This is a genomic window from Bradyrhizobium guangxiense (assembly GCF_004114915.1).
Classification (GTDB): Bacteria; Pseudomonadota; Alphaproteobacteria; order Rhizobiales; family Xanthobacteraceae; genus Bradyrhizobium; species Bradyrhizobium guangxiense.
On the sequence record NZ_CP022219.1, the window covers coordinates 6575843 to 6599879 of the forward strand.

At 64.4% G+C, this 24037-nt stretch carries 23 protein-coding genes, 1 tRNA gene and 1 pseudogene; 14 read left to right on the top strand and 11 right to left on the bottom strand.

Annotation, left to right across the window (positions count from 1 at the left end; genetic code table 11):
• Nucleotides 1-79: 79 nt before the first annotated feature.
• The 11 genes from X268_RS31470 to X268_RS31520 all read left to right on the top strand — a co-directional run bounded on the left by X268_RS31470 (nucleotide 80) and on the right by X268_RS31520 (nucleotide 14861).
• Complete coding sequence (locus X268_RS31470) at nucleotides 80-1522, top strand: sigma-54 interaction domain-containing protein (protein ID WP_128928546.1); 1443 nt, start codon at nucleotides 80-82, stop codon at nucleotides 1520-1522.
• 197 nt (nucleotides 1523-1719) lie between these two features.
• Nucleotides 1720-3030 carry an MFS transporter gene (locus X268_RS31475; RefSeq protein WP_128928547.1) on the top strand — a complete coding sequence of 437 codons (1311 nt, stop codon included), beginning with the start codon at nucleotides 1720-1722 and terminating at the stop codon, nucleotides 3028-3030.
• A 97-nt stretch (nucleotides 3031-3127) separates the two neighbouring features.
• The gene (locus tag X268_RS31480; RefSeq protein ID WP_128928548.1) at nucleotides 3128-5155 is read left to right on the top strand and encodes an acyl CoA:acetate/3-ketoacid CoA transferase; all 2028 of its coding nucleotides are present in this window, start codon (nucleotides 3128-3130) and stop codon (nucleotides 5153-5155) included.
• A 106-nt stretch (nucleotides 5156-5261) separates the two neighbouring features.
• Nucleotides 5262-6446: a substrate-binding domain-containing protein gene (locus X268_RS31485; protein ID WP_164938038.1), complete on the top strand. Its 1185-nt coding sequence runs from the start codon at nucleotides 5262-5264 to the stop codon at nucleotides 6444-6446.
• Between the two features lie 181 nt (nucleotides 6447-6627).
• Nucleotides 6628-7416 carry an ABC transporter ATP-binding protein gene (locus X268_RS31490; protein ID WP_128928550.1) on the top strand — a complete coding sequence of 263 codons (789 nt, stop codon included), beginning with the start codon at nucleotides 6628-6630 and terminating at the stop codon, nucleotides 7414-7416.
• Nucleotides 7413-8135 carry an ABC transporter ATP-binding protein gene (locus X268_RS31495; protein ID WP_128928551.1) on the top strand — a complete coding sequence of 241 codons (723 nt, stop codon included), beginning with the start codon at nucleotides 7413-7415 and terminating at the stop codon, nucleotides 8133-8135. Before X268_RS31490 ends, X268_RS31495 begins: the two co-directional genes overlap by 4 nt.
• Nucleotides 8132-9142, top strand: a complete 1011-nt coding sequence (locus X268_RS31500; RefSeq protein WP_128928552.1) for a branched-chain amino acid ABC transporter permease — start codon at nucleotides 8132-8134, stop codon at nucleotides 9140-9142. Before X268_RS31495 ends, X268_RS31500 begins: the two co-directional genes overlap by 4 nt.
• Nucleotides 9139-10221 carry a branched-chain amino acid ABC transporter permease gene (locus X268_RS31505; protein WP_208764402.1) on the top strand — a complete coding sequence of 361 codons (1083 nt, stop codon included), beginning with the start codon at nucleotides 9139-9141 and terminating at the stop codon, nucleotides 10219-10221. The genes X268_RS31500 and X268_RS31505 overlap by 4 nt, the downstream gene beginning before the upstream one ends.
• Before the next feature lie 175 nt (nucleotides 10222-10396).
• Complete coding sequence (locus X268_RS31510) at nucleotides 10397-13519, top strand: bifunctional diguanylate cyclase/phosphodiesterase (RefSeq protein WP_128928554.1); 3123 nt, start codon at nucleotides 10397-10399, stop codon at nucleotides 13517-13519.
• Complete coding sequence (locus X268_RS31515) at nucleotides 13519-14622, top strand: sensor domain-containing diguanylate cyclase (RefSeq protein ID WP_128928555.1); 1104 nt, start codon at nucleotides 13519-13521, stop codon at nucleotides 14620-14622. Before X268_RS31510 ends, X268_RS31515 begins: the two co-directional genes overlap by 1 nt.
• Nucleotides 14623-14784: 162 nt before the next feature.
• Nucleotides 14785-14861 (top strand) — tRNA-Arg (locus X268_RS31520).
• Between the two features lie 27 nt (nucleotides 14862-14888).
• Here the strand turns inward: X268_RS31520 and X268_RS31525 are convergent.
• Nucleotides 14889-15098 carry a hypothetical protein gene (locus X268_RS31525; RefSeq protein ID WP_128928556.1) on the bottom strand — a complete coding sequence of 70 codons (210 nt, stop codon included), beginning with the start codon at nucleotides 15096-15098 and terminating at the stop codon, nucleotides 14889-14891.
• A gap of 96 nt (nucleotides 15099-15194) precedes the next feature.
• Nucleotides 15195-15638, bottom strand: a complete 444-nt coding sequence (locus X268_RS31530) for a TspO/MBR family protein (RefSeq protein WP_128928557.1) — start codon at nucleotides 15636-15638, stop codon at nucleotides 15195-15197.
• A 42-nt stretch (nucleotides 15639-15680) separates the two neighbouring features.
• On the opposite strand from X268_RS31530, the gene dinB reads away from it, so the two are divergent.
• Entirely contained in the window at nucleotides 15681-16781 is a 1101-nt protein-coding gene (gene dinB / locus X268_RS31535) for a DNA polymerase IV (protein ID WP_128928558.1), read from the top strand.
• Nucleotides 16782-16849: 68 nt separating this feature from the next.
• Here dinB and X268_RS31540 read toward each other — a convergent pair whose 3' ends face one another.
• Nucleotides 16850-17143, bottom strand: a complete 294-nt coding sequence (locus X268_RS31540; RefSeq protein WP_128928559.1) for a hypothetical protein — start codon at nucleotides 17141-17143, stop codon at nucleotides 16850-16852.
• A gap of 214 nt (nucleotides 17144-17357) precedes the next feature.
• Entirely contained in the window at nucleotides 17358-18044 is a 687-nt protein-coding gene (locus tag X268_RS31545; RefSeq protein ID WP_128928560.1) for a DNA-3-methyladenine glycosylase I, read from the bottom strand.
• A 208-nt stretch (nucleotides 18045-18252) separates the two neighbouring features.
• Between X268_RS31545 and X268_RS31550 the strand changes: the two genes are divergently transcribed.
• The gene (locus X268_RS31550; RefSeq protein ID WP_128928561.1) at nucleotides 18253-19080 is read left to right on the top strand and encodes a metallophosphoesterase family protein; all 828 of its coding nucleotides are present in this window, start codon (nucleotides 18253-18255) and stop codon (nucleotides 19078-19080) included.
• Here the strand turns inward: X268_RS31550 and X268_RS31555 are convergent.
• From X268_RS31555 to X268_RS39700, 4 genes and pseudogenes are all read right to left on the bottom strand, one after another.
• Entirely contained in the window at nucleotides 19019-19504 is a 486-nt protein-coding gene (locus X268_RS31555) for a Crp/Fnr family transcriptional regulator (RefSeq protein ID WP_128928562.1), read from the bottom strand. The two genes, X268_RS31550 and X268_RS31555, sit on opposite strands and share 62 nt — an antisense overlap.
• A 69-nt stretch (nucleotides 19505-19573) precedes the next feature.
• Nucleotides 19574-20113, bottom strand: coding sequence for a GNAT family N-acetyltransferase (locus X268_RS31560; protein ID WP_128928563.1), 540 nt, complete (start codon nucleotides 20111-20113; stop codon nucleotides 19574-19576).
• Nucleotides 20114-20244: 131 nt separating this feature from the next.
• A pseudogene (locus X268_RS40125) lies at nucleotides 20245-20373 on the bottom strand (isoprenyl transferase); the annotation flags it as partial.
• 125 nt (nucleotides 20374-20498) lie between these two features.
• Nucleotides 20499-20669: a hypothetical protein gene (locus tag X268_RS39700; RefSeq protein ID WP_164937438.1), complete on the bottom strand. Its 171-nt coding sequence runs from the start codon at nucleotides 20667-20669 to the stop codon at nucleotides 20499-20501.
• 236 nt (nucleotides 20670-20905) lie between these two features.
• On the opposite strand from X268_RS39700, the gene X268_RS31570 reads away from it, so the two are divergent.
• Nucleotides 20906-22018: an acyltransferase family protein gene (locus X268_RS31570; protein WP_128928564.1), complete on the top strand. Its 1113-nt coding sequence runs from the start codon at nucleotides 20906-20908 to the stop codon at nucleotides 22016-22018.
• A gap of 129 nt (nucleotides 22019-22147) precedes the next feature.
• Here X268_RS31570 and X268_RS31575 read toward each other — a convergent pair whose 3' ends face one another.
• Genes X268_RS31575 through X268_RS31585 form a run of 3 tightly spaced genes read right to left on the bottom strand, consistent with a single transcriptional unit; the run spans nucleotide 22148 to nucleotide 23895 of the window.
• The gene (locus tag X268_RS31575; protein ID WP_128928565.1) at nucleotides 22148-22885 is read right to left on the bottom strand and encodes a di-trans,poly-cis-decaprenylcistransferase; all 738 of its coding nucleotides are present in this window, start codon (nucleotides 22883-22885) and stop codon (nucleotides 22148-22150) included.
• Nucleotides 22886-22916: 31 nt separating this feature from the next.
• Nucleotides 22917-23291, bottom strand: coding sequence for a transcriptional regulator (locus X268_RS31580; protein ID WP_164938039.1), 375 nt, complete (start codon nucleotides 23289-23291; stop codon nucleotides 22917-22919).
• Entirely contained in the window at nucleotides 23278-23895 is a 618-nt protein-coding gene (locus tag X268_RS31585) for a hypothetical protein (protein WP_128928567.1), read from the bottom strand. The genes X268_RS31580 and X268_RS31585 overlap by 14 nt, the downstream gene beginning before the upstream one ends.
• Between the last annotated feature and the right edge of the window lie 142 nt (nucleotides 23896-24037).

Sequence of the window (24037 nt, forward strand, 5' to 3'; positions counted from 1 at the left end):
CTGGCTTCAGCCCCCAATTCCCCCTTTGAAATTGCTGGCCTTTTGCTAATACACGGGCGGACCTCCCACGAGGTATGTCATGTCTGCCTCTTCCTCCTCGATCAGCGACCCCGCTTACCTTCGTGCGCGCGCGATGGAGACGCTGTTCGAACGGCTGGAAAAGCTCTGCGAGGGCGCGATCGCGATCGACCGCGGCGGCCGCGTCGTCTACGTCAACGAAAAATACCTCGCCGCGCTCGGCCTCAAGCGCACCGATGAGGCGATCGGCCGGCCGATCGAGGAGGTCATTCCGAACAGCCTGATGCGGAAGGTGGTCGAGACCGGCGAGCCGATCCTGCTCGACATCATGGAGCTCGGCGGCGAGCAGCTCGTCGTCACGCGCATGCCGATCGAGGACGAGAAGGGGGTGGTGATCGGCGCGATCGGCTTCGTGCTCTATGATCACCTCGAGAGCCTGAAGCCGCTGCTCGCCCGCGTCGCCCAGCTCGAGAGCGATCTGCGGCTGGCGCGGCGGCAATTGTCCAACGCGCGCGCGGCGCGCTTCACCTTCGCCGACTTCGTCGGCACCACGCCGGGCATCGCGCAGGCCAAGGCGCTCGCAAGCCGCGCCGCGCGGCAGAACGTCACCGTGCTGCTCACCGGCGAGACCGGAACCGGCAAGGAGATGCTGGCGCAGGCGATCCACAACGCTTCCTCGCGCGCGGAGAAGCCGTTCGTCAGCGTCAATGTGGCCGCGATTCCCGACACGCTGATCGAATCGGAGTTCTTCGGCACCGCGCCCGGCGCCTATACCGGCGCCGACCGCCGGGGGCGCGAGGGCAAATTCCGCCTCGCCGACGGCGGCACGCTGTTCCTGGACGAGATCGGCGAGATGCCGCTGCAATTGCAGGCCAAGCTGCTGCGCGTGCTGCAGGAGCGCGAGATCGAGCCGCTCGGCTCGGACAAGATCTCCAAGGTCGACGTGCGCGTGGTCGCGGCAACCAATGTGGACTTGCGCAAGCGCGTCAGCGACGGCGCATTCCGCCCCGATCTCTATTATCGGCTGAACGTGCTTTCGATCGACCTGCCGCCGCTGCGCCATTGCCTGGAGGATCTTCCCGAGATCAGCGCCCGGCTGCTCGAGGACATCAGCGCATCCGGCGACTACGTCAAGGCCAAGATCACGCCGAGCGCGCTCGCCGCGCTCGCGCGCTACGATTGGCCGGGCAACGTCCGCGAGCTCCGCAACATTCTGGAGCGGGCGCTGATCCTCAGCGATTCCGGCCGGCTGACCGGCGAGGATTTCGCGCGCATTCTCCCCGTCGGCGCCGAGATCAGGTCCACAGCGGCGGAGCGGCCGACCGGCGCCGTCGTGCCCTATGCCGAGGCCGAGGCCGAATTCGAGAAGCACACGCTCGAACAGGCACTCGCCGCTAGCAACGGCCAGATCACCGAGGCCGCCAGGATGCTGCGGATCTCGCGCGCGACCTTCTACAAGAAGCTCGCCAAGTTCGGCCTCGCTTCGGGACCGGCCTCCGTCTGAGTTTCGAGACACGCACCTGTCCGGAGTCTCGGATTCCGGACACGCTATGTCGCGGCTCGCTTCGCCCACAACAGCGGAAATTGCCGTGTTTTCAGCCAATTTGCCCAAACGGCCCGCATCTGGCGCGGACCTTGCTCTTCGCTTTGCACAATGACGCATGCTGCACATGCGCATTCTCAAACCAGGGAGGACGCACGATGAGTGAAGCGATCTCGGTCCATCAGCTTCAGGCGAGACAGCCCTCGCACGTCACGGTCGCCACCGCGAGCCTGATCGGCACGGCGATCGAGTGGTACGACTTCTTCCTCTACGGCACCGCTGCGGCGCTGATCTTCAACAAGCTGTTCTTTCCGACCTTCGACCCCATGATGGGAACGCTGCTCGCATTCGCAACCTACGCGCTCGGCTTCATCGCGCGTCCGCTCGGCGGCGTGGTGTTCGGGCATTACGGCGACAAGATCGGCCGCAAGACCATGCTGTATCTGACGCTGCTGATCATGGGCGCGGCGACCGCGGCGATCGGCTTCCTGCCGACCTACGAGACCGCCGGCATCTGGGCCGCCATCCTGCTCGTAGCCTGCCGGCTGATCCAGGGCTTTGGCTTGGGAGGCGAATGGGGCGGCGCGGTGCTGATGGCGGTCGAGCATGCGCCTGCGGATAAGAAAGGTTTTTATGGCAGCTGGCCGCAGCTCGGGGCGCCGCTCGGCCTCGTGCTCGGCACGCTGGTGTTCTCGGTGGTCTCGGCGATGCTGACCGACGCGCAGCTCTATGCCTGGGGTTGGCGCCTCCCGTTCCTGTTCTCGATCGCGCTGGTGCTGGTCGGGCTGTGGATCCGCTTCACCATCGCGGAATCGCCGGAGTTCCAGAGGGTCAAGGACACCAAGCAGGACGTGAAGATGCCGATCCTCGAGGCGATCAGGATGTACCCGAAGAACATCCTGCTGGCGATGGGCGCGCGCTTCGCCGAGAACGGCTTCTTCTATATCTACGCGACCTTCGTGCTCGCCTATGCGACGCAATCGCTCGGCATGAACAAGCAGGACATGCTCAACGGCGTCCTGATCGGCGCGGCGATCGAGACCTTCACCATTCCCGTCTTCGGCGCGCTCTCCGACCGGCTCGGGCGGCGGCCGATCTACATCTTTGGCGCGGTGTTCTCGGCGCTGATGTCGTTCCCGCTGTTCATGCTGCTGGCAACCAAGAACCCGCAATATGCCTGGATCGCGATCGTGCTCGGTCTCGCGGTCGGACACGCTGCGATGTACGGGCCGCAGGCGAGCTTCCTGTCGGAGCTGTTCGGCACCAAGGTGCGCTATAGCGGCGTCTCGCTCGGCTACAACCTCGCCTCGATCTTCGCCGGCGCGCTGTCGCCGCTGATCGCGACGGGATTGATGACGGCCTACGCGCCGGCGACCTGGCCGATCTCGCTCTACATGATCGCGCTGGCGCTGATCACCGTCGTGTCGGTCTATTTCGCCACCGAGACACGCAAGATAGTGCAGTCCTGATGCCCCTTGTCGCGGGGAGCGACCTATTCCAGGCCTGCTCCCCGCGATAAGATCAACGACAACAACGGCATACGGTCGAGGGAACGGGAGGAACGCCGTGAGCCATCATCCAGCTCTGCCTTACCTGCGCAATTCCGAGAAGGGCAAGGTCGTCACCGCGACTGAGGCGGTCATGCTGATCCGCGACGGCGACACGGTGGCGACCGGCGGCTTCGTCGGCATCGGCTTTGCCGAGGAGATCGCGATCGCGCTGGAGGAGCTCTATCTCTCCAACGAGGGCGATGCGCCCTACACGCAGGGCAAGCCGCGCAACCTGACGCTGGTCTATGCCGCGGGCCAGGGCGACGGCAAGCAGCGCGGCCTCAACCATTTCGCGCATGAGGGCCTGGTCCGGCGCGTGATCGGCGGCCATTGGGGGCTTGCGCCGAAATTGCAGCAGCTCGCGATCGCGGGGCAGATCGAGGCTTACAACCTGCCGCAGGGCGTCATCACGCACCTGTTCCGCGACATCGCGGCGCACCGGCCCGGCCATGTCACCCGCGTCGGCATGGGCACCTTCGTCGACCCCCGGCAGGGCGGCGGCAAGCTGAACGCGCGCACCACCGAAGATCTGGTGGAGCTGATCACGCTGCGCGGCGAAGAGTGCCTGCTCTACAAGACGTTTCCGATCGATGTCGGGATCATCCGCGCCACCACCGGCGATCCCGACGGCAACCTCACCATGGAGAAGGAGGCGCTGACGCTGGAGGCGCTAGCCATCGCCATGGCCGCGCATAATTCCGGCGGCATCGTCATCGCCCAGGTCGAGCGCGTCGCCGAGGCTGGCAGCCTCAATCCGCGCCAGGTCAAGATCCCCGGCATTCTCGTCGATTGCGTGGTCGTAGCGAAGCCGGAGAATCACTGGCAGACCTTCGGCACGCCTTACAATCCGGCCTTCTCCAGTGAGATCCGCGTCCGTGCCGCCTCGCTGCCGGTGATGCCGGTCAGCGAGCGCAAGATCATCGCGCGGCGCGCCGCGCTCGAGCTCAAGGCCAACAGCGTCGTCAATCTCGGCATCGGCATGCCCGAGGGGATCGCCTCGGTCGCGAATGAGGAGCGGATCATCGACCTCATCACGCTGACGGCGGAGCCCGGCGTGATCGGCGGCATCCCCGCGAGCGGCATCGATTTCGGCGCGGCGATCAACACGCAGGCGGTGATCGACCAGCCCTACCAGTTCGACTTCTACGACGGCGGCGGTCTGGATGCCGCCTTCCTCGGCCTCGCCCAGGTCGATCGCGCCGGCAACCTCAATGTCAGCAAGTTCGGGCCGAAGCTCGCGGGCGCCGGCGGCTTCATCAATATCAGCCAGAACGCCAAGGAGGTGATCTTTGTCGGCACCTTCGGCGCAGGCAAGCAGCGCATCGCGGTGAAGGACGGCAAGCTTGTCATTCTCGACGAGGCCAAGTCGCGCAAGTTCGTCGACGGCGTCGAGCACGTCACCTTCAGCGGCCCGTTTGCCGCCGCGCGCAGGCAGCGCACGCTGTACGTCACCGAGCGCTGCGTGTTCGAACTCCGGGCCGGCGGGCTCGAGCTCACCGAGGTCGCGCCCGGCATCGACGTCGAGCGCGACATCCTGCGCCTGATGGATTTCAAGCCGCTGATCCCGCGCGACCCGGCGCTGATGGACGACCGCATCTTCCGCGAGGGTCTGATGGACCTGCGCGAGCGCCTGCTTACCATCCCGCTAGACCAGCGGTTCACGCTGGACGAGCAGCAGAACCTGTTCTTCGTCAACCTGGAACGCTACCCGCTGCGCAGCAAGGCCGAGATCGACACCATCGCTGCGATCGTCGAGGCCAGGCTCGCGCCGCTCGGCCGCCGGGTCTACGCCATCGTCAACTATGACAATTTTTCCATCCTGCCGGAGCTGATGGACGATTATTCGGCCATGGTGCGCAGCCTGGTCGACCGCTTCTATTCCGGCGTGTCGCGCTACACCACGTCGGGCTTCCTGCGCATCAAGCTCGGCGAAGCCCTGGAGAGACGCGGCGTCGCGCCGCATATTTTCGAGAGCGCCGAGGAGGCGCAGTCCGATCGGCGCCGGGCCGAGGGCGCCGGCAATGCGCGGTCGGCCCAGAAATGATGCATGTTCGAAAGTCCGGCACGCTCGGCCGTAAGGTTCAATTGCAATATTTGTAGTGTTGTGCAAATCGCTGTTGCCGAAAGGCATTCAATCAGGAGGGACCATCGTGCGTCGATCACTCATCATAACAACAACCCTTCTCGCGCTCGCCGCGGGCACCTCCGCACGCGCCGACGATCTCAAGGTCGCGCTGATCTACGGCAAGACCGGCCCGCTCGAGGCCTACGCCAAGCAGACCGAGACCGGTCTGAAAATGGGCTTTGAATACGCCACCAAGGGCACGATGACGCTCGACGGGCGCAAGATCGTCATCATCACCAAGGACGACCAGGGCAAGCCGGACCTTGCGAAGGCTGCGCTCGCGGAAGCCTATCAGGACGACAAGGCCGACATCGCCATCGGCACGACCTCGTCGGCCGCGGCACTCGCGATTCTCCCCGTCGCCGAGGAGAATAAGAAGATCCTGATCGTCGAGCCCGCCGTCGCGGACCAGATTACCGGCGAGAAGTGGAATCGCTACATCTTCCGCACCGCGCGCAATTCCTCACAGGACGCGATCTCGAATGCGGTCGCGATCGGCAAGCAGGGCGTCACCGTCGCAACCCTGGCACAGGACTATGCGTTCGGCCGCGATGGCGTCGCCGCCTTCAAGGAGGCGCTCGCCAAGACCGGCGCGACGCTCGCCGCGGAAGAATATGCTCCGACCTCGACCACCGACTTCACCGCGGTCGGCCAGCGCCTGTTCGACGCACTGAAGGACAAGCCCGGCCGCAAGGTGATCTGGGTGATCTGGGCCGGCGCCGGCAATCCGCTGGCCAAGCTCCAAGACATGGACCCGAAGCGCTACGGCATCGAGCTCTCCACCGGCGGCAACATTTTGCCCGCGCTCGCCGCCTATAAGGGCCTGCCCGGCATGGAAGGCGCGACCTACTATTTCTACGAGATCCCGAAGAACCCGGTGAACGACTGGCTGGTCGCCGAGCACCAGAAGCGCTTCAACGCGCCGCCGGACTTCTTCACCGCGGGCGGCTTTGCCGCTGCGATGTCCGTCGTCGCCGCCGTCACCAAGGCGAAGTCGACCGACACCGAGAAGCTGATCACGGCGATGGAGGGTCTCGAGTTCGACACGCCGAAGGGCAAGATGGTGTTCCGCAAGGAGGACCATCAGGCGCTGCAGAGCATGTATCACTTCAAGGTCAAGGTCGATCCGAACGTCGCCTGGGCCGTGCTCGAGCCGGTGCGCGAGCTGAAGATCGAGGACATGGACGTTCCCGTCCGCAACAAGCGGTGATGGTTTCACCTCTCCCATAGGGAGAGGTCGCGCCGAAGGCGCGGGTGAGGGGTTCTGCTCTCTCGTGAGACCTGAGCCCCCTCACCCGATAGCACTGGACGATACTTCGCATCGCCAGGGACAAATCGACCTCTCCCCTCCGGGGAGAGGTGTATCACCGGGCCGAGACACCTTACGAAACATGACGCTTTCCCTCGAAACCCGCGACCTCACCATCCGCTTCGGCGGTCATGTCGCGGTCAACAGCGTAACGTGCAGCTTTCGCCCCGGCGAGCTCACCGCCATCGTCGGGCCGAACGGCGCCGGCAAGACCACTTATTTCAACCTGATCTCGGGCCAGTTGCGCGCTTCCAGCGGCAGCATCCTGTTCGACGGCACTGACATCACACAGCATTCCGCGCCGATGCGGACCCGTGCAGGACTCGGGCGCGCGTTTCAGCTGACCAACCTGTTTCCGAACCTCACCGTGGAAGAGAACGTCCGCCTCGCGGTGCAGGCGGCGAACGGCACCCATTACGACATGCTGCGGCCCTGGACGATGCGGCGCGACCTGATCGCGCGCGCCGATGCCATCCTCGACCAGGTCGCGCTCGGCAATCGTCGCGGCGTCACTGCTACCGCGCTGTCGCATGGCGACCAGCGCAAGCTCGAGGTCGCCCTGATGATCGCGCTCGAACCTGATGTCTTCATGTTCGATGAGCCGACCGCGGGCATGAGCATCGACGAGGTGCCTGTTGTCCTCAACCTGATCGCGCAGCTCAAGCAGGACAAGAGCAAGATCATCCTGCTGGTCGAGCACAAGATGGACGTGGTGCGCTCGCTCGCTGACCGCATCATCGTCCTGCACAACGGCCAGCTCGTCGCCGACGGCGCTCCTGCCGAGGTGATCGCCTCGCCGATCGTGCAGGAAGCCTATCTCGGCGTCGCGCCCAAGAACACTGCAGGCAACGCTGCAGGGAGTGCCTCATGACCGACCTGCTCAGGCTCTCCGGCGTCCACACCCATATCGGGCGCTACCACATCCTCCAGGGCATCGATCTCGCCGTCCCGCAAGGGCAGACCACGATGCTGCTCGGCCGCAACGGCGCCGGCAAGACCACGACGCTGCGCACCATCATGGGGCTGTGGCAGGCTTCCAGCGGCGAGATCAGCCTCGCCGGGATGCGCATCGAGAGCCGCGCCACGCCCGATATTGCAAGGCTCGGCGTCGGCTATGTTCCGGAGAGCATGGCCGTGTTCTCCGATCTCACCGTGAAGGAGAATCTCGTGCTGGCGGCGCGAGACGCTGCGATGGACGACAAGCAGCTGGAATGGATCTTCGGCTTCTTCCCGGCGCTGCGCCGGTTCTGGCTGTCGCGCGCGGGAAGCCTCTCCGGCGGGCAAAAGCAGATGCTGTCGATCGCGCGCGCCATCATCGAGCCGCGCAAGCTGCTCCTGATCGACGAGCCGACCAAAGGTCTGGCGCCGGCCATCGTGATGGCACTGATCGAGTGCCTGAAGGAGATCAAGCGCAAGGGCGCGACCATCCTCCTGGTCGAGCAGAATTTCTTCGCCGCCCGCGAGCTCGGCGACAACGTGCTGGTGATGGACAACGGCACCATCGTCCATCGCGGCGAGATGGCGGCGCTCGCCGCCGACGTGCCGCTGCAGGAGCGGCTGCTTGGCCTGAGCCTGGAGGCGCATCAGTGACTGACCTTGCCGCAACCGATCCTCTGCCGAAGCCGAAGCGCGACCTCGCGCCGATCCTGCTGCCGGTGGCGCTCGCGCTTGTCATGATCCCGCTGATCGGTTCGACCTCCTCCTGGCTGACCTTGACCGCCGCCAGTCTTGCCATGGGCATGATGATCTTCATCATGGCTTCGGGCCTCACGCTGGTGTTCGGCCTGATGGACGTGCTCAATTTCGGCCATGGCGCCTTCATCGCCGTCGGCGCCTATGTCGCGACCCTGGTGCTGGCGCCGTTCGCGGCCTCCATTCAGGCCGATTCGCTCTGGATGAACCTCGCGGTGCTGGCGCCGGCCGCGCTGCTCTCGATGGCGGTGTCGGGCGCGCTCGGCCTCGTCGTCGAGCGGGTGCTGATCCTGCCGGTCTATGGCCAGCATCTGAAGCAGATCCTGATGACAACCGGCGGCCTGATCGTCGCCGAGCAGACGCTCTATGCGCTGTGGGGGCCGCAGATCATCCCAATGCCGCTGCCGGCCTCGCTGCGCGGCTCCTTCATCCTCGGCGACGTCGCAATCGCCAAGTACCGCGTGCTGGCGATGTTGATCGGGCTTGCCGTCTTCATCGCGATCCAGCTCGTGCTCAACCGCACCAAGCTCGGCCTCTTGATTCGCGCCGGCGTCGAGAACCGCGAGATGGTCGAGGCGCTCGGCTATCGCATCCGCCGCCTGTTCCTCGGCGTGTTCATGACGGGATCTGCGCTGGCCGGCCTCGGCGGCGTGATGTGGGCGCTCTATCGCGAGCAGGTCCACGCCTCCATGAGCGACGACCTTACCGTGCTGATCTTCATCGTCGTCATCATCGGCGGGCTGGGATCGATCGGCGGCTGCTTCATCGGTGCGATTCTCGTCGCCATGATTGCCAATTACGGCGGCTTCCTGGTGCCGAAACTCGCCCTCGTCTCCAACATCCTGCTGATGGTCGCCATTCTGATGTGGCGGCCGCGCGGCCTCTATGCGGTGACCAGCCGATGATGATCCTCTCAGGCGATCCGCCGCGTAGCCGCATCCTCACGCTCGTTCTCGTCGTCATCATCCTGGCGCTGGCGGCGACGCCATTCCTGTTCCCTGGCGCCAAGGCGCTGAACGTCGCGGCCAAGATCTGTGTCTTCGCCGCGCTGGTCGCCTCCTACGACCTCCTGCTCGGCTATACCGGCTCGGTGTCGTTCGCCCACACCATGTTCTACGGCATCGGGAGTTACGCCATCGCCATCGCGCTGTACGGGATGGGCCCGAATTGGGCCGCGGTCGCAACCGGCATCGTCGTCGGCCTGCCGCTGGCAGCCCTGCTCGCGCTCGCGATCGGCCTGTTCTCGCTGCGCGTCGCGGCGATCTTCTTCGCCATGATCACGCTCGCGGTCGCCTCCGCTTTCCAGGTGCTGGCCTCGCAGCTGTCCTGGCTGACCGGCGGCGAGGACGGGCGCAGCTTCCAGCTGCCGGAGCTGCTGCGTCCCGGCACCGTGCTGATCTCGAAGAACCTGTTCGGCTTCGAGATCAACGGCCGCATCCTGACCTTCTACCTGGTGTTCTCCATCTCTGCCCTGATGATCCTCGCTCTGTTGCGCGTGGTGAACTCGCCGTTCGGCCGCGTGCTGCAGGCGATCCGCGAGAACCGCTTTCGCGCCGAGGCGCTCGGCTTCCGCACCGTATTCCACCTGACCTATGCCAACTGCCTCGCCGCCCTTGTCGCCGCCAGCGCGGGCATCCTGAACGCGCTGTGGCTGCGCTATGCCGGTCCCGACACCTCGCTCAGCTTCTCGATCATGCTCGACATCCTGCTGATGGTCGTGATCGGCGGCATGGGCACGATCTACGGCGCGATCATCGGCGCCACCATCTTCATCCTCGCGCAGAACTATCTGCAGTCGCTGATGGGCGTCGCCTCCAAGGCGGCGTCGGAAGCCGGCCTGCCGCTGCTGCCGGGACTGCTGCACCCCGACCGCTGGCTGCTGTGGCTCGGGCTGCTGTTCATCGCCAGCGTCTACTTCTTCCCGACCGGCGTGGTCGGACGGCTGCGCAATCCCGCCGGCAAGAGCGCCGGCAGTCCGCATTAAGCCTCAGTTAACGATGCAGCGCAGCGATTGCCGCACGCGCCGCACAACCGCGGCGCGATACCCGCTCCGCTGCATGCGGGCGCCATTGCGCAACTGGATTAAGGCTTAGGTAACTGGCTTTCCTAAGGTTTAGGCCATTTGTGCGGTGTATTCGTGTTCCTCCAGGGAGGGGGGAATGCGCCAGGTCTTTTCCACGGTGGCAGCCGGAATGTCTCTAGCCGCAAGGAGCGGCTGGGAGGGCTTGGCGCGGCGTGGTCCTGTGCTGTGGCTGACGCTGTGCGGCGTGTTGCTGGTCGCCGGCATCTTCGCCGTGACTGCCATGGCCGTCGGCGAGTTTCGCGAGCGCACCCTGGCCAATCGCGAACGCGAGCTGGAAAACACGGTGCAGCTGATCGCGCGGCACTTCGATCAGCAATTCGAGGATTCCGACGTCGTCGCCGCCGATCTGATCGGCCAGATGAACCTGATGGAGATCACCTCGCCGGCGATGTTCCGCGAACGCATGTCCGGACCTGCGGCACACCAGATGCTGCGCGGCAAGATCAGCTCCGTGTCCTATCTCGGCGATATCGCGATCTACGATGCCGACGGCGAGCTGATCAACTGGTCGCGCGCCCAGCCGCTGCCCAAGATCAACGTGTCCTCGCGGACCTACTTCCAGACATTCAAGACCAATCCGCAGTCCGAACCGGTGCTGCTGGAATCCGTCCGCAGCTTCATCCTCAACAAATGGACGACGATCGTCGCGCGCCGCTTGAACGGCGCGGACGGCACCTTCCTCGGCGCGATGGTCCGCCGGATCGATCCGGACAGCTACCAGCATTATTTCGCCTCCGTCGCACTTGCCGAGGGCACGGCCATCTCGCTGTTCGATCGCGAAGGCAAGTTGCTGGCGCGCTATCCGCATCGCGAGGAGCTGATCGGACGGAACTTCAAGGACGCGCCGTTAATGCAGAAGGTGCTGGCCCAAGGCGGCCAGCAGACGCTCCGCGGCAAGAGCCCCGTCGACGGCGAGGAGCGGCTCGGCTCGGCCGCGTCGCTGACGCACTTCCCGCTGGTCATCCTCGCCACCAACACGACGGCCGCGGCCCTGGCGGACTGGCGGCAGCAGACCGGCTTCATGGTCACGGCCGCCGCGGTTTCGGCAACGGTCATCGCATTGATGCTCTATCTGATCATTCGCCTGATCAACCGCCAGAACCGCGAGGCGCAGGAGCGGCTGGAAGCGGAGCGGCTGCGGCTCCACACCGCCCTCAACAACATGACCCAAGGGCTGATCCTGTACGACGCCGCGGGATACATCGTCACCTGTAACCGCCGTTACGCCGAGATGTTCGGCCTCTCCCACGACGTCATCAAGCCCGGCTGCCACATCCGCGAGGCGATGTATCATCGTAAGGAACGCGGCGCATTCGACGGCGATGTCGAAGCCTTTTGCGCCGATGTCATGAGGGTGGTTGCGGAAGGAACGGTCTCCACGCGTATACATCAGCTCGCTAACGGCCGTGCCTTCCAGGTGATAAATACCCCGCTGGCACAGGGCGGCTGGGTCGCCACGATCGAGGACATCACCGAGCGCCGCAACCTGGAACAGGAGCGCGACCGCAACTACACGTTCCTGCGCGAGATCATCGACCACATCCCGTCGCAGATCACGGTGAAGGACGCCCGCACGCGGCAATACCTGCTGCTGAACGGTGTCGCCGAGCAGCTGTTCGGCCAGTCCCGTCAGGACGTCGTGGGCAAGACCGCTTTCGACATCTTCCCGAAGGGGCCCGCCGGGCGCATCACCGAAGACGACAGCAACGCCCTGAAATCGACCAAAGGCTTGTTCAAGGACGAACACGCCTGGCAGATGCCCGGCACAGGGCTGCGCTACATTACCTCGACCCGGATCGGCATCCGCGACGACGCCGGCGAGCCGCGCTATCTCATCCACGTCATCGACGACGTCACCGAGCGGCGCCGGGCCGACGAAAAGATCGCACACATGGCGCATTACGATGCGCTGACCGACCTGCCGAACCGCACGCTGTTCCGCGAGCAGATCGAGCACGAGCTGACCAAGGTCGCCGGCGGGGATCAGTTCGCCCTGCTCTATATCGACGTCGACGAGTTCAAGGGGATCAACGATTCGCTCGGGCACCACGTCGGCGACGAGCTGTTGAAGGCGATCGCAGGCCGTCTCCGCAGCTGCCTCAAGGAAGGCGATCTCATCGCGCGGCTGGGCGGTGACGAGTTCGCCGTGATCCAGACCGGAATCCAATCCTCTGCCGAGGTGCTGTCCTTCGTCACCCGGATCTACCAGGTAATCCGGCAGCCCTATCATTGTCTCGGCCATCAGCTCGCCACCGACGCGAGCATCGGGATCGCGCTGGCGCCGCAGGACGGCACCGACCTCGATCAGCTCATCAAGAACGCCGATCTCGCGATGTACGGCGCCAAGGCCGAGGGCCGCCGCACCCATCGCTTCTTCGAGCCGGCGATGGACGCGAGCGCCAGGGCGCGCCTGAGCATGGAGCAGGATTTGCGGCAGGCGCTGGTGAACGGCGGCTTCGAGATCCACTATCAGCCGCTGGTCGACCTGCGCTCGGGCGAAGTCTCGGGCTGCGAGGCGCTGCTGCGCTGGCGTCACCCCGAGCGCGGCATGGTGTCGCCGGCGGAATTCATTCCGGTCGCCGAGGACACCGGCCTGATCACCGAGCTCGGCGACTGGGTGCTGCGCACAGCCTGCAACGAGGCCGCGACCTGGCCGACGCATGTCCGCGTCGCGGTCAACGTGTCGCCGGTGCAGCTCAAATGCGACACGCTGGCGCTGCGGATCGCGGGCGCTCTCGCCGCCTCTGGCCTCGACCCGCGCCGGCTCGAGCTCGAGATCACCGAGGCCGTGCTGATCCGCGACGACGAGGCTGCGCTCTCGATCCTGCACCAGCTCCGTTCGATCGGCGTGCGCATCGCGCTGGACGATTTCGGCACCGGCTATTCCTCGCTCAGCTATCTCAAGCGCTTCCCGTTCGACAAGATCAAGATCGACCGCTGCTTCGTCGCCGACATCGCGGAGACCAGTGGCGCACCCGTGATCGTGCAGGCGGTGGTGAACATCGCCGCCGCCAGCAACATGACCACGGTCGCCGAAGGGGTCGAGACCGAGGCGCAGCGCGAGATGCTGCGCGCGCTCGGCTGCACGCAGATGCAGGGCTATCTGTTCAGCGCGCCGAAGCCGGCCAGCGAAGTGCGGAAGCTGTTCGGTCCGGGCGACGGCTTGCCCGGGACCTTGCCAGTGGCGGCGGGGGCCTGATGGCGAAACCAGTGAAGCCGTCGGGAAAGGCCTCAGCCAGGGGTTCAGGCAAGGCTCCAGGCAAAGCGGCGGCGAAGACCGTCGACGTCGCTGATTCCTACGCCGTGCGCCTGATGCAGCACCTGGTGGTGCCGACCTTCGTGATCGATCCGGAGCGCCGCGTCGTGATCTGGAACCGGGCCTGCGAGCGGTTGACCGGCCTTGCCGCCTCGGAGGTGATCGGCACCTCGAAGCACTGGCAGGCCTTCTACGAGACCAGGCGCCCCTGCCTTGCCGACCTCGTCGCACTCGACCAGCCCGAACGGCTTCCGGAGTTCTATTCCGAATATGCCGCGCGCGGCCATAACGGGCTCGGCTTTTCCGCGGAGAACTGGTGCACGATGCCGAAGCTCGGCAGCCAGCTCTATCTCGCCATCGATGCCGGTCCCATCCACGACGAGGCCGGCCATCTGATCGCCGTGGTGGAGACGCTGCGCGACCTCACCGCCCAGAAGCGCGCCGAGATGGCGCTGAAGGAGCTCGCCACCAAGGACGGGCTGACCGGCCTGTCGAACCGCCGCTCGTTCGACCAGATGCTGATGAGCGAATGGGCGCGCGGCCAGCGCACGCAAAAACCGCTGGCGCTGCTGTTCGCCGACGTCGACCATTTCAAACTGTTCAACGACCACCATGGCCACCAGACCGGCGACGAATGCCTGCGCGCCGTCGCTGCCGTCGTCAGCCGGCACGCCGTGCGTCCGCTCGATCTCGCCAGCCGCTATGGCGGCGAGGAGTTCGCGCTGATCCTGCCGGACATGGATTGCGACAGCGCCTGCGTCATCGCCGAGGAAATCCGCGGCGCCGTCATGGCCTTAGCGATTACCCACGGCGCCGCGGGCGCGGGCGACCACGTCACCCTCAGCGTCGGCGTCGCCAGCCGCATTCCAGGCGCGGTCGACGGCGGCCCCGACCGTCTGCTGGGTGCGGCCGACGAGGCGCTCTATGTCGCCAAACGGCTCGGCCGCAACCGCGTCATCTGCGCCGAGCGGGTGCTGGCCGAGTTCGCCAGCCTCGGCCGGCGGGCCGCAGCGGTTCCGGGCCCTTTCCGGCGCAAATCGGCCTAAAGTGGGATGAGATTCAAATAAATCGTCACCGCGCTTTAGGTTATTGCTTGCGCATGATCTTTCCGGAAAGCCGCTTCGCACTTTTCCGGATCATGCTTTAGGGCCGATCCGGCGAGAAGCGGTTGCCCGCCCCTCGCCAATCGGCTAAATGAACCTCGACTAGCACCCGTAGCTCAGCTGGATAGAGCGTTGCCCTCCGAAGGCAAAGGTCACACGTTCGAATCGTGTCGGGTGCGCCAGTCTCGCCGCGGGCTTCGCGCCGCCGCTCACGTCAGCATCGAGATCATCGTCTGAATCTGATCGGACGCGACCGTCACCAACCCGTCATATGACGTCTGGCCGTGTGCGGCGGCGTTCAGGATGCATTCGGCGACGGCCGCCTTCAGGCCGAACACCGATTGATGGGCCGGCACGCTCGCCATCACGGTCTCCAGCGCTTGCCGCATCGTGTGAATGAGCTCGGAGCTGTATTGCATTGGCTTTGTCCTCCGCGACCTCATATTAGATCGCGCGGCCATGCTTGCCACTCACAAGCCTGGGATTCTTCTTTGAAGAACTCTCAGGTGAACACCTCAATTCAACCGCCAGATCGCCGCATTGAGCGCGCCGGCAAACGCGACCCAGGCTGCGTAGGGCACGAACAAGGCGGCGGCCGGTCTGTCTCGGGACATCTCGAGGCTGATGTAGGTCACGATCGCAACGAACAGGCCGATCAGGATGACGAGCGCGGCGCCGATCTGATGCAGCGTGAACATGACCGGCGACCAGGCGAAGTTCAGGGCCAGTTGCGCCGCCCAGACCAGCATCGCGCTGCTTCGGGGTCCATGCCGATAGGTCCGCCAGCCCGCAATTGCGATCATGACGTAGAGGATGGTCCAGGCCACCGGAAACGCCCAGTTCGGCGGCACGAAAGCCGGCTTGGCGAGGCTCGCATACCATTCTCCCGGGAGATTGGTCGCGCCGATCAGCCAGCCGATGCCGACCACGCCCACCACGAAGACCAGCAACTGAAGCATCCCTACCTCGCGCATCTCACCACGCAATTGTATCATGCTTGCATGAGCGAATCCGACCCGACGACCGGCGAGCCCTCGCCTGTCCGCAAGATCATCCATATCGACATGGATGCCTTCTATGCCTCGGTCGAGCAGCGCGACAATCCGGAGCTGCGCGGAAGGCCGGTCGCGGTCGGAGGCTCGGCCGAGCGCGGCGTGGTCGCGGCCGCCAGCTATGAGGCCCGCAAGTTCGGCGTTCGCTCCGCCATGCCCTCGGTGACGGCGAAGCGGCAATGCCCCGAGCTGATCTTCGTCAAGCCGCGCTTCGAGGTCTACAAGGCGATCTCCAGGCAGATCCGCGACATCTTTGCCGAGCACACGCCGGTCATCGAACCGTTGTCCCTCGACGAGGCCTATCTCGACGTGACGGAAAACCTGCAAGGCATCCCGCTGGCGCGGGACATCGCCCTGCGCATTCGCCAGAAGATCAAGGCCGAGACCGGCCTCAACGCGTCGGCGGGCATCTCCTACAACAAGTTTCTGGCCAAGCTCGCCTCCGATCATCGCAAGCCCAATGGTCAGTTCGTGATCGCGCCGGAGATGGGACCGGCCTTCGTCGAGACGCTGCCGGTCGCGAAGTTTCACGGCATCGGGCCGGCGACGGCTGCGAAGATGAACGCGCTCGGCCTGTTCACCGGACTCGACATTCGCAATCAGACGCTGGAGTTCATGAACGCGCATTTCGGCAAGTCGGGCGCCTATTACTACTGGATCTCGCGCGGCGTCGACGAGCGGCCGGTGCGGGCCAACCGGATCCGCAAGTCGATCGGCGCGGAGACCACGTTCCAGGCCGACCTCGACGAATATGGCGCACTGGCCGCTGAGCTCAGACCTCTCGTCGACAAGGTCTGGCGCCATTGCGAGACCACCGGAAATCGCGGCCGCACCATCACGCTGAAGATCAAGTTTGCCGATTTCGAGATCATCACGCGCAGCAAATCCGTCGCTGCGGTAGTCGCCAACCGTGACGATCTGGCACGGCTGGCCTGCGGCCTGCTCGAGGCCGAGATGCCGCTGGCCAAGCGCGCCAGGCTGCTGGGTGTGTCGCTGTCCGCGCTCCAGGCCGGCGACGATGCGGAGTCGCAGCTGACCCTGGGCATTTGAACGAAACTGAGCGCATGCGGCTGACGGTGACGGGTTTCACACCCGCCACCCATGAAAAGCCGATCCGCTCAATGCTTCATGTGCTCGAACACCACGATCACGCCGGTCGGCTCGGGCTCGTGCGCCATCAGGCGGGTCAGGTCGGAATCGCCCCAATCGGCGAGGCTGACGACTTCACCGCTCTGGCGATCGGCGCCGAGCGATGGTGTGGGCTCGAGCACTTTGAGGCCCATCTCATCGACGAAAAAGGTGTGATCGCCGAACATGCTGTTGAGCTGCGGCATGGCCGGATGCTCGTCGGGCAGCACCTGAGCGCCGAGTTGGTTGACGGTCTGCTTCACCTGTTCGGATGTGAGCTTCATGAACTGCTCCGTTTCTGTGTCCGGTTTCATTGGCCCGGGCGGGAGCGCGCGTTCCCTGCACCCTTGTCCGCCTGGCTCCAGTCCGAACAGGTGCTGTGCACAAATGTTCCTGTGAAATGTATTTCGTGATCGTGCGTTCCGTCTGCCGCGCTCGCGGCATGAGATCGCCACACGATGTCCACGATCCAGCAGCCGATGGCGCTCTATCGACCCGCTACTCGCTGCGGTTCTCACCCACCGACAGCGCGCAGATTCGTGACAGATAGGTGTAGGACAGGCCAGTCTCCTCGGCCCAGGCATTGAACTGCGCCTGTACCTTGGCGAGATCGCCCTTCGACTTCACCTCTTCGGCAATATCGAGACCAGCATCACGCAGGCAAACCACGACGTCCTTGGACGTGACGAAGCCGTCCCAGCCCACGAACCGCAGCAGCATCTGCCCGGTATTGCCGCCGAGCCGGCTGCCGCGCTTGTTGAGGAGATCGAGCAGTCCGATCTCGTCGGATGAGGGCCATTTCGCCAGAAACTTGCCGAAACTGCCATGCTCCTTCGCGATCTCCTGCACGAAAGCTGCGTTGTCGCGCACCGACATGATCTTGGCGCCGTTGCGCACAATGCGCGCGTCGCGCAGCAGGCCTTCCCAATAATCTTCCGGCTGGAAGCTGAGCTTGGCCGGCTGGAAATGCAGAAAGGCCGCTTCGAAACCGTCCCATTTCGAATCGATCACGCTCCAGGCAAAGCCGGCGCAAAACACACGCTTCGTCATCTCGGCAAGGATGCGATCGTCGCCGAGCTTGGCCAGACGCTTCAGGTCGGGCTTTGCCGGCATCAGCATTTCCAGGGCCTTGGGCCCGCCCTTGCGCTTCTCGGCGCGGGCACGAATGGTCTTGAAGGGAGGCATGCGGACACGGACGGTTGGGGTACGCCACGACACCAGAATTCGACGATCCGGTCCAGCCCTCGCGTTGCCCGCCCCCTTGCGCTCTGCAGCGCACCGCAGCATGCTGGCGTTCCCCGGATTGACGCGTAGGGCACCCGGGCTGGTCTGCTTCTTGCTTTATGTCGTTTTGGAATTCCCTGACATTTTGATCTCTCGCGACGGATTTTTCATGCGCTGCTTGGTCGTGGCCGACCTGCACTACTCGCTGCCGCAGCTCGACTGGCTGGTCAACGCGGCGCCGCAATTCGACCTCTTGATCTTCGCCGGCGATGCGCTCGACATCGGCTCGATGGGGGATTTTCGCGCGCAGATCGTGGTGGTGAAGAAGTACCTGGCGCTGCTTGCGGCAAAGACCCGCGTGATCCTCTGCTCCGGCAATCACGACCTCGACGAGCGCAATGTAGAGGGCGAAAAGATTTCGCGCTGGATCTCGGAGGTGCGCGAGCTTGGCATTGCCTGCGACGGCGACAGCCTCACCATCGGGGACATCCTGTTCACGGTGTGCCCGTGGTGGGACGGGCCCCTGGTCAAGCAGCGCCTCGTCGAGCAGTTGCGCGATGCCGCCGCCAACCGGCCGCAGCGCTGGATCTGGGCACATCACGCGCCGCCGGCGGATTCACCGACCAGCTGGGGCGGCAAGCGCTTCTTCGGCGATGTCGAGCTGGTGCAGTGGATCATGCAGTACCAGCCGTCGATGGTGATCTCGGGCCATGTGCATCAATCGCCCTTCATCACCAATGGATCATGGTTCGACCGGCTGGGACAGACCTGGGTCTTCAACACCGGCCTGCAACCGGGCCGCCCTCCGACCTACATCGTGCTGGATCTCGATGCAGAGAGGGCGTTCTGGCTGGCGGCCGGCGAAGCGCAGTGGATCGACCTTGCTGCGCCGCTGAAGCGGCCCGCAGCTCCCATTGAAGCGCCACCCGACTGGCTCACATTCTTGGATCAGATTGCCGATCCGAGCCTGGCGAGACCTCAAGCGGCGGCAGGTTGATCATGCTCTGCAGCACCTCGCCGACCATGGCCAGATGCGTGCCGTGGCCGGCATATTGCCGCTTGAGATCAGCAAGATAGGTGTTGGCGACGTTGAGCCGCTGCGCCAGCATCTTGGCGATCAGCAACGCGATGCCCGGCTCCTGCTTGAGGAACGAGGCGGCGTCCTCGAACTCATAGACGACGGCATCGGAGCAGGCTCGCACCGTCGCCGTATGCGGCAGGCCCAGCAGCACGGACATCTCGCCGAGAATCGCGCCGGGTTCTGTGACGGTGGCGACCACCATCTCGCCTTTGAGTACCTCGAGCTTGCCTTGCATCAGCACATAGAGATGACCGCTGGTGCCACCCTCTGTGACCACCAGCGTGCCGGCTGCACCCCGCCGTTCCGTTCCGCCGGTGCAATAATCCAGGACTGCGCGCATCTTGCGAAAGCTCCCATCGCTGGGGATACCCCACCCGATACTAGAGCACGATCCGTGCCACGCGGCAAATCAACGCGGGCGCGACAGGCGTTTGGCGAGGTGGACCGACTGCCAGTCTCCGAGCCCGGTGTCGTCGAAGCCCGCCTTCTTGGCGAGGCCACGCATCTCGACGTTCGTGCGCGCCGTCTCGGCGGCGATCATCTCGTGGCCGAGATCGATCGCACGCCTTTCCATCGCCGTCATCATCTGGAGGCCAAGACCCCGGCGCTGGAAGGCGTCGGCGATCGAGATGGCAAACTCGCCATGGCGCGCGGCCGCATCATAGGCGTATCGCGCTTCGCCGATGATCCTGCCCCGCCCCTCCTCCCTGAGCTCGGCGAGCAAGGTGAAATTGTCGAGACTGCTCCTGGCGATCCACTCCGCGGCGACCACGCCGGGGTCTGCGCGCGCACCGCTGAATCGCTTGTTGCGGGATGTCGCGGACAGGTCGATGAAATAGACCGACAGGTTCTCCACGTCGGACGCGCAGGCGGTCCTGATGCAGACGATACCCTTCGCTTCGGCCAGTTCGACCGGCGCGACGACCTCTCCCGGAAACGGCTGTGACATGCGCGGCGCCTTCGGCAAGTTGCTGAGAGCTGCACACCTAGCCGAGGCCACGCACCGTCCGCTTGGACAGTGCTGCCAATCATGCGGCTGAAAACGAACCGCGCGTTGTCATGTGCTGCGCGTCACACCCGCGAGCTGATCAACGCCGCCTTCGCCGCGGCATTGAGGATGGCGTCGCGCGCGGAATGGTCGACCGCGATGCGCAGGTGCAGCGTGTCGCCGTCGGCGATCGCCTCCTCGGCGCGCGTGATCGCGCCTGCGGTGATGAAGGCTTGGGTTGCACCTGCGACGCCTGCCCGTCGAACTTGACGACGGATCGATCTGCATCATGGTCAAGATCAGGCCGGCGACACCGAACTGCGGATAGCCGCCTTGGCCGCGCACTTCACTTGCGCATCAACAGCGACTCCTCGAACGAGTTGAATGGGCCGCGGCCAGCCGGAACGTGCGTTGATACCCGGTTCCACGGATCGCCCTGGGCCAATCTCTTGCTGAAATCCTGTGAGGACTCCCGGTAATGGCTGACCGCGATGAGGACCCGGGCAATATCAGCCATGCCCGCCGCGCGTACGATGGCCAGATAGCAGCCCCGTGTTGGCGACGGCCGTCTTAGCCGGACGGATGAATTCAGGTTTATGGGTCAGCTTGGTGCGTTGCCAGCGGTCAGTACTCGCGCGGGTTAGCTCGTTGAGGTCTACATTTGATTTCCCAAAGAAAACGCCGCCCAGTGGGTCGCAAAGGTGGTGGTACGGGTTGATAGCGCGCGAACTGTGATGCTAGCTTCTCGCCGTCATGTTTACGCTTGAGCGGTCTAAGAACGACACGTCGATCGGACTCGACCTATTGCGTGCCTTGGCGGCACAGATGGTGTGCGTCGGTCACGCATGGAATCTGACCTTCAACGATGGCAACGCCTTCAGCAATCACACCAATGCACGCTCTACCTTCATCCCGTACATCGGGGTGATGTTGTTCTTCGTACTGTCCGGTTTCGTTATCGCCTACACGCTGCACTCGAGATCGCGCCGTCCAGAGTATAGTTTTGGCGAGTATGCCATTGAACGCTTTGCGAGGATTTACTCCGCCTATCTTCCGGCGCTGATTTTGATCGCCGGTCTTGATGCACTGTCACTCTCCCTCGGCGCTCCGATCGAGCCGAATCACATCATCGATTTTCTTAAAAACCTGGTGATGCTGCAGGGCTATCCTGCTGACTGGGCTGGCTACACATTTGGGACCGCGGGGCAGCTCAGTTCGCTTGCTGCAGAATTTCACATCTACTTCTTTGTCGGCGGCGCGTTCTTTTTCTGCATCGGGCGAAATCGCATCGCTACGGCCCTGGTAGCGCTGGCCTTCGTTTTCATGCCGCTCTCCTATTTGCGGGAAGAAGCGATGAGTGATCGCAATCTTTTCGCATTGTGGCTTGCCGGATTCGGCGGCTACTTCATCTGCAACGGGATGCAGATCGAGCGACACGCCTGTCGCATTGCCGGCATTATTGCGATTATCGCGCTATGGTACTGGATATCTCGCAGGCATGGTGACGGCGATGAATATCGGTTGTCGGCCTATCTTCCATTCGCCATAGCATTCGTCTGTTTCTGCATCGCGACACAGTCAACGCATATCTTGGCACGATTGGAGCGACCGATCACCGTAGCGGCCAACTACTCTTTCTCTCTTTTCCTGATCCACGTTTCAATCATCAAGCCACTTATTTATTGGTGGCCGCTTTCAAAAACCAGCGGTCTTCTTACCGCAATCGTCGTCGCCAATATCGCTGCCGCTGCGTTTGCGCAGCTTACTGAAGCAAAACACCGACAGCTTGCGTCTCGGCTAAAAGAAACTTTTGGGATGGGACCTATGGTGGATCGGCAGGTTATTGGCGCCCAAAACACGCGATGAAACTGTTAGCGAGCGGCGGCGTCGCTCCCGAGGGAGATGACGTCGTCCCATGTTTTTGCAGCGCTATCATGGCTCTGCCGCTTGCTGCCAATCATGCGCCGAAACGAACCGCGCGTTGTCATGTGCGCGTCACACCCGCGAGAGCGACGGCACCTCTTCGGGCAGGATCGCCTGAAGGCCGCCGAAACGGCGCTCGCGGCCGTGGAAAGAGGTCAGGGCGGCGGCGAGATCGCCCGCGTCGAACTCGGGCCACATCCGCTCGGTGAAGTGCAGCTCGGCATAGGCGCCTTCCCAGAGCAGGAAGTCCGACAGCCGCTTCTCGCCCGAGGTGCGGATGATGAGATCGACGTCGCGCAAGCCGGCTTCGCCGGTCACGAGCTGCGAAAAGGCTTCGCGGGTGATGCTGGTCAACGCGGCTGCCTTCGCCGCGGCATTGAGGATGGCGTCGCGCGCGGAATAGTCCACCGCGATGCGCAGGTGCAGCGCGCCGCCGTCGGCGGTCGCCTCCTCGGCGCGTGTGATCGCGCCTGCAATACCCTCAGGCAGGCGGTCGCGACGTCCGATCACGGTGAGGCGCACGCCGTTCTTGACCAGGCTCTGCACCTCGCTCGCGAGATAGAAGCGCAGCAAGGTCATCAGTGCGGCGACCTCCGCCTTCGGCCTGCGCCAATTGTCGGTGGAGAAGGCGTAGAGCGTCAATGTACCGATGCCCTGCTTCGGCGCGGCCTCGACGACGCGGCGGATCGTCTCGACACCGGCCTCGTGGCCGCGCACGCGCGACAGGCCGCTGCGCGTCGCCCATCGTCCGTTGCCGTCCATGATGATGCCGACATGAAGCTTCTCGCTACAGGACATGTCACTTTGCATTGCAAAGTCTCCGGTCAAAAAGGGGGGAGGATCAGGTCGAGACGATGCCGAGGCGGCCGAGCGGCGGCGCCTCGCGCCCGGCGGCCTTGGCGGCGTCGCGCACCAGGCGTTCGAGCACGGCGAGATAATCGAGGAAACGGCGGCGCCCGGTCTTGGTGAGGCGGCAGGTGGTGTGCGGGCGGTTGCCCTCATAGCCCTTGATCACGTCGACGAGGCCGGCCTCCTGGAGCACGGCAAGGTGCCGGCTGAGATTGCCGTCGGTGAGGCCGCACAGCTGCTTGAGATCGGCGAATGCCAGCCCCTTGGGATGCGCCATCAGCGAGGTCAGTAACCCGAGCCTCGCCTTCTCGTGGATCACGCGGTCGAGCCCTTCGTAGGAGAAGGGCGCGCTGTCAGTCTTCGACATCATGGTCTCCGGATGCGAAATGCAGAATGCCCGCCATCACGGACTGCCCGATCACGAAGGGCAGACCCATGGTCCATGGCGAAAGCGTGTGGGTCTGGCTCGCGAGCACCACCACCGCAAAGCCAGACACGAAATACCAGGCGCCGGCGAGCGCGACGGTGCGCGGCAGGGAGCGGACTGAGGCGAAGATGCCGAGCGACACCAGGATCTGCCACAGGCCCGGGAGCAGCCACAGCGCCTCGCCCGCGAACTTCCACATCACCACCGCGAGCAGCACGCCGGCAACGCCCGCCGGCAGGAACTGCTCGACCGCCTGGTGGATCATGACGTCGGCCAGACCCGAATGATGACGGCGCGATCGCGCGCGCATCTCGATCCCGATCATCAGGACGGAGAGCGCGGCAGCGACGAACCAGCCGACGAAGAAGCCGAGCGGCTCGCCGGGGGGATCGCCGAGCAGCCAGAATTGCAGGACCGCGGTGAGCAGAGCGACCACGGCGGTCGCGGCCATCGTCGCCGTGCCATAACCGCGGAACGCGGTGCCGGCCGCGATCTGGCTGCGGATCGCCACGATGTCGGCCAGTGCCTTGTCGAGATCACGCATTGGCAACGCCAAAACCTCGCTCCGCGCATGCCCGCCGGGATCGTCAATACCACGTACTTTGTACCGCAAAGTATATAGCGACACAAAGTAGACGCAAGCCCGAAATCGCCGCGAGAGGATTTGCGCCGCGGCGGACAACTGC

What these genes read in the sequence shown, in the direction of transcription:
- X268_RS31470 (WP_128928546.1), top strand. Translation starts at nt 80, where the DNA reads ATGTCTGCCTCTTCCTCCTCGATCAGCGACCCCGCTTACCTTCGTGCG.
- X268_RS31475 (WP_128928547.1), top strand. Translation starts at nt 1,720, where the DNA reads ATGAGTGAAGCGATCTCGGTCCATCAGCTTCAGGCGAGACAGCCCTCG.
- X268_RS31490 (WP_128928550.1), top strand. Translation starts at nt 6,628, where the DNA reads ATGACGCTTTCCCTCGAAACCCGCGACCTCACCATCCGCTTCGGCGGT.
- X268_RS31495 (WP_128928551.1), top strand. Translation starts at nt 7,413, where the DNA reads ATGACCGACCTGCTCAGGCTCTCCGGCGTCCACACCCATATCGGGCGC.
- X268_RS31505 (WP_208764402.1), top strand. Translation starts at nt 9,139, where the DNA reads ATGATGATCCTCTCAGGCGATCCGCCGCGTAGCCGCATCCTCACGCTC.
- X268_RS31510 (WP_128928554.1), top strand. Translation starts at nt 10,397, where the DNA reads ATGCGCCAGGTCTTTTCCACGGTGGCAGCCGGAATGTCTCTAGCCGCA.
- X268_RS31515 (WP_128928555.1), top strand. Translation starts at nt 13,519, where the DNA reads ATGGCGAAACCAGTGAAGCCGTCGGGAAAGGCCTCAGCCAGGGGTTCA.
- X268_RS31525 (WP_128928556.1), bottom strand. Translation starts at nt 15,098, where the DNA reads ATGCAATACAGCTCCGAGCTCATTCACACGATGCGGCAAGCGCTGGAG.
- X268_RS31530 (WP_128928557.1), bottom strand. Translation starts at nt 15,638, where the DNA reads ATGCTTCAGTTGCTGGTCTTCGTGGTGGGCGTGGTCGGCATCGGCTGG.
- dinB (WP_128928558.1), top strand. Translation starts at nt 15,681, where the DNA reads ATGAGCGAATCCGACCCGACGACCGGCGAGCCCTCGCCTGTCCGCAAG.
- X268_RS31540 (WP_128928559.1), bottom strand. Translation starts at nt 17,143, where the DNA reads ATGAAGCTCACATCCGAACAGGTGAAGCAGACCGTCAACCAACTCGGC.
- X268_RS31545 (WP_128928560.1), bottom strand. Translation starts at nt 18,044, where the DNA reads ATGCCTCCCTTCAAGACCATTCGTGCCCGCGCCGAGAAGCGCAAGGGC.
- X268_RS31550 (WP_128928561.1), top strand. Translation starts at nt 18,253, where the DNA reads ATGCGCTGCTTGGTCGTGGCCGACCTGCACTACTCGCTGCCGCAGCTC.
- X268_RS31555 (WP_128928562.1), bottom strand. Translation starts at nt 19,504, where the DNA reads ATGCGCGCAGTCCTGGATTATTGCACCGGCGGAACGGAACGGCGGGGT.
- X268_RS31560 (WP_128928563.1), bottom strand. Translation starts at nt 20,113, where the DNA reads ATGTCACAGCCGTTTCCGGGAGAGGTCGTCGCGCCGGTCGAACTGGCC.
- X268_RS39700 (WP_164937438.1), bottom strand. Translation starts at nt 20,669, where the DNA reads ATGGCTGATATTGCCCGGGTCCTCATCGCGGTCAGCCATTACCGGGAG.
- X268_RS31570 (WP_128928564.1), top strand. Translation starts at nt 20,906, where the DNA reads ATGTTTACGCTTGAGCGGTCTAAGAACGACACGTCGATCGGACTCGAC.
- X268_RS31575 (WP_128928565.1), bottom strand. Translation starts at nt 22,885, where the DNA reads ATGCAAAGTGACATGTCCTGTAGCGAGAAGCTTCATGTCGGCATCATC.
- X268_RS31580 (WP_164938039.1), bottom strand. Translation starts at nt 23,291, where the DNA reads ATGTCGAAGACTGACAGCGCGCCCTTCTCCTACGAAGGGCTCGACCGC.
- X268_RS31585 (WP_128928567.1), bottom strand. Translation starts at nt 23,895, where the DNA reads ATGCGTGATCTCGACAAGGCACTGGCCGACATCGTGGCGATCCGCAGC.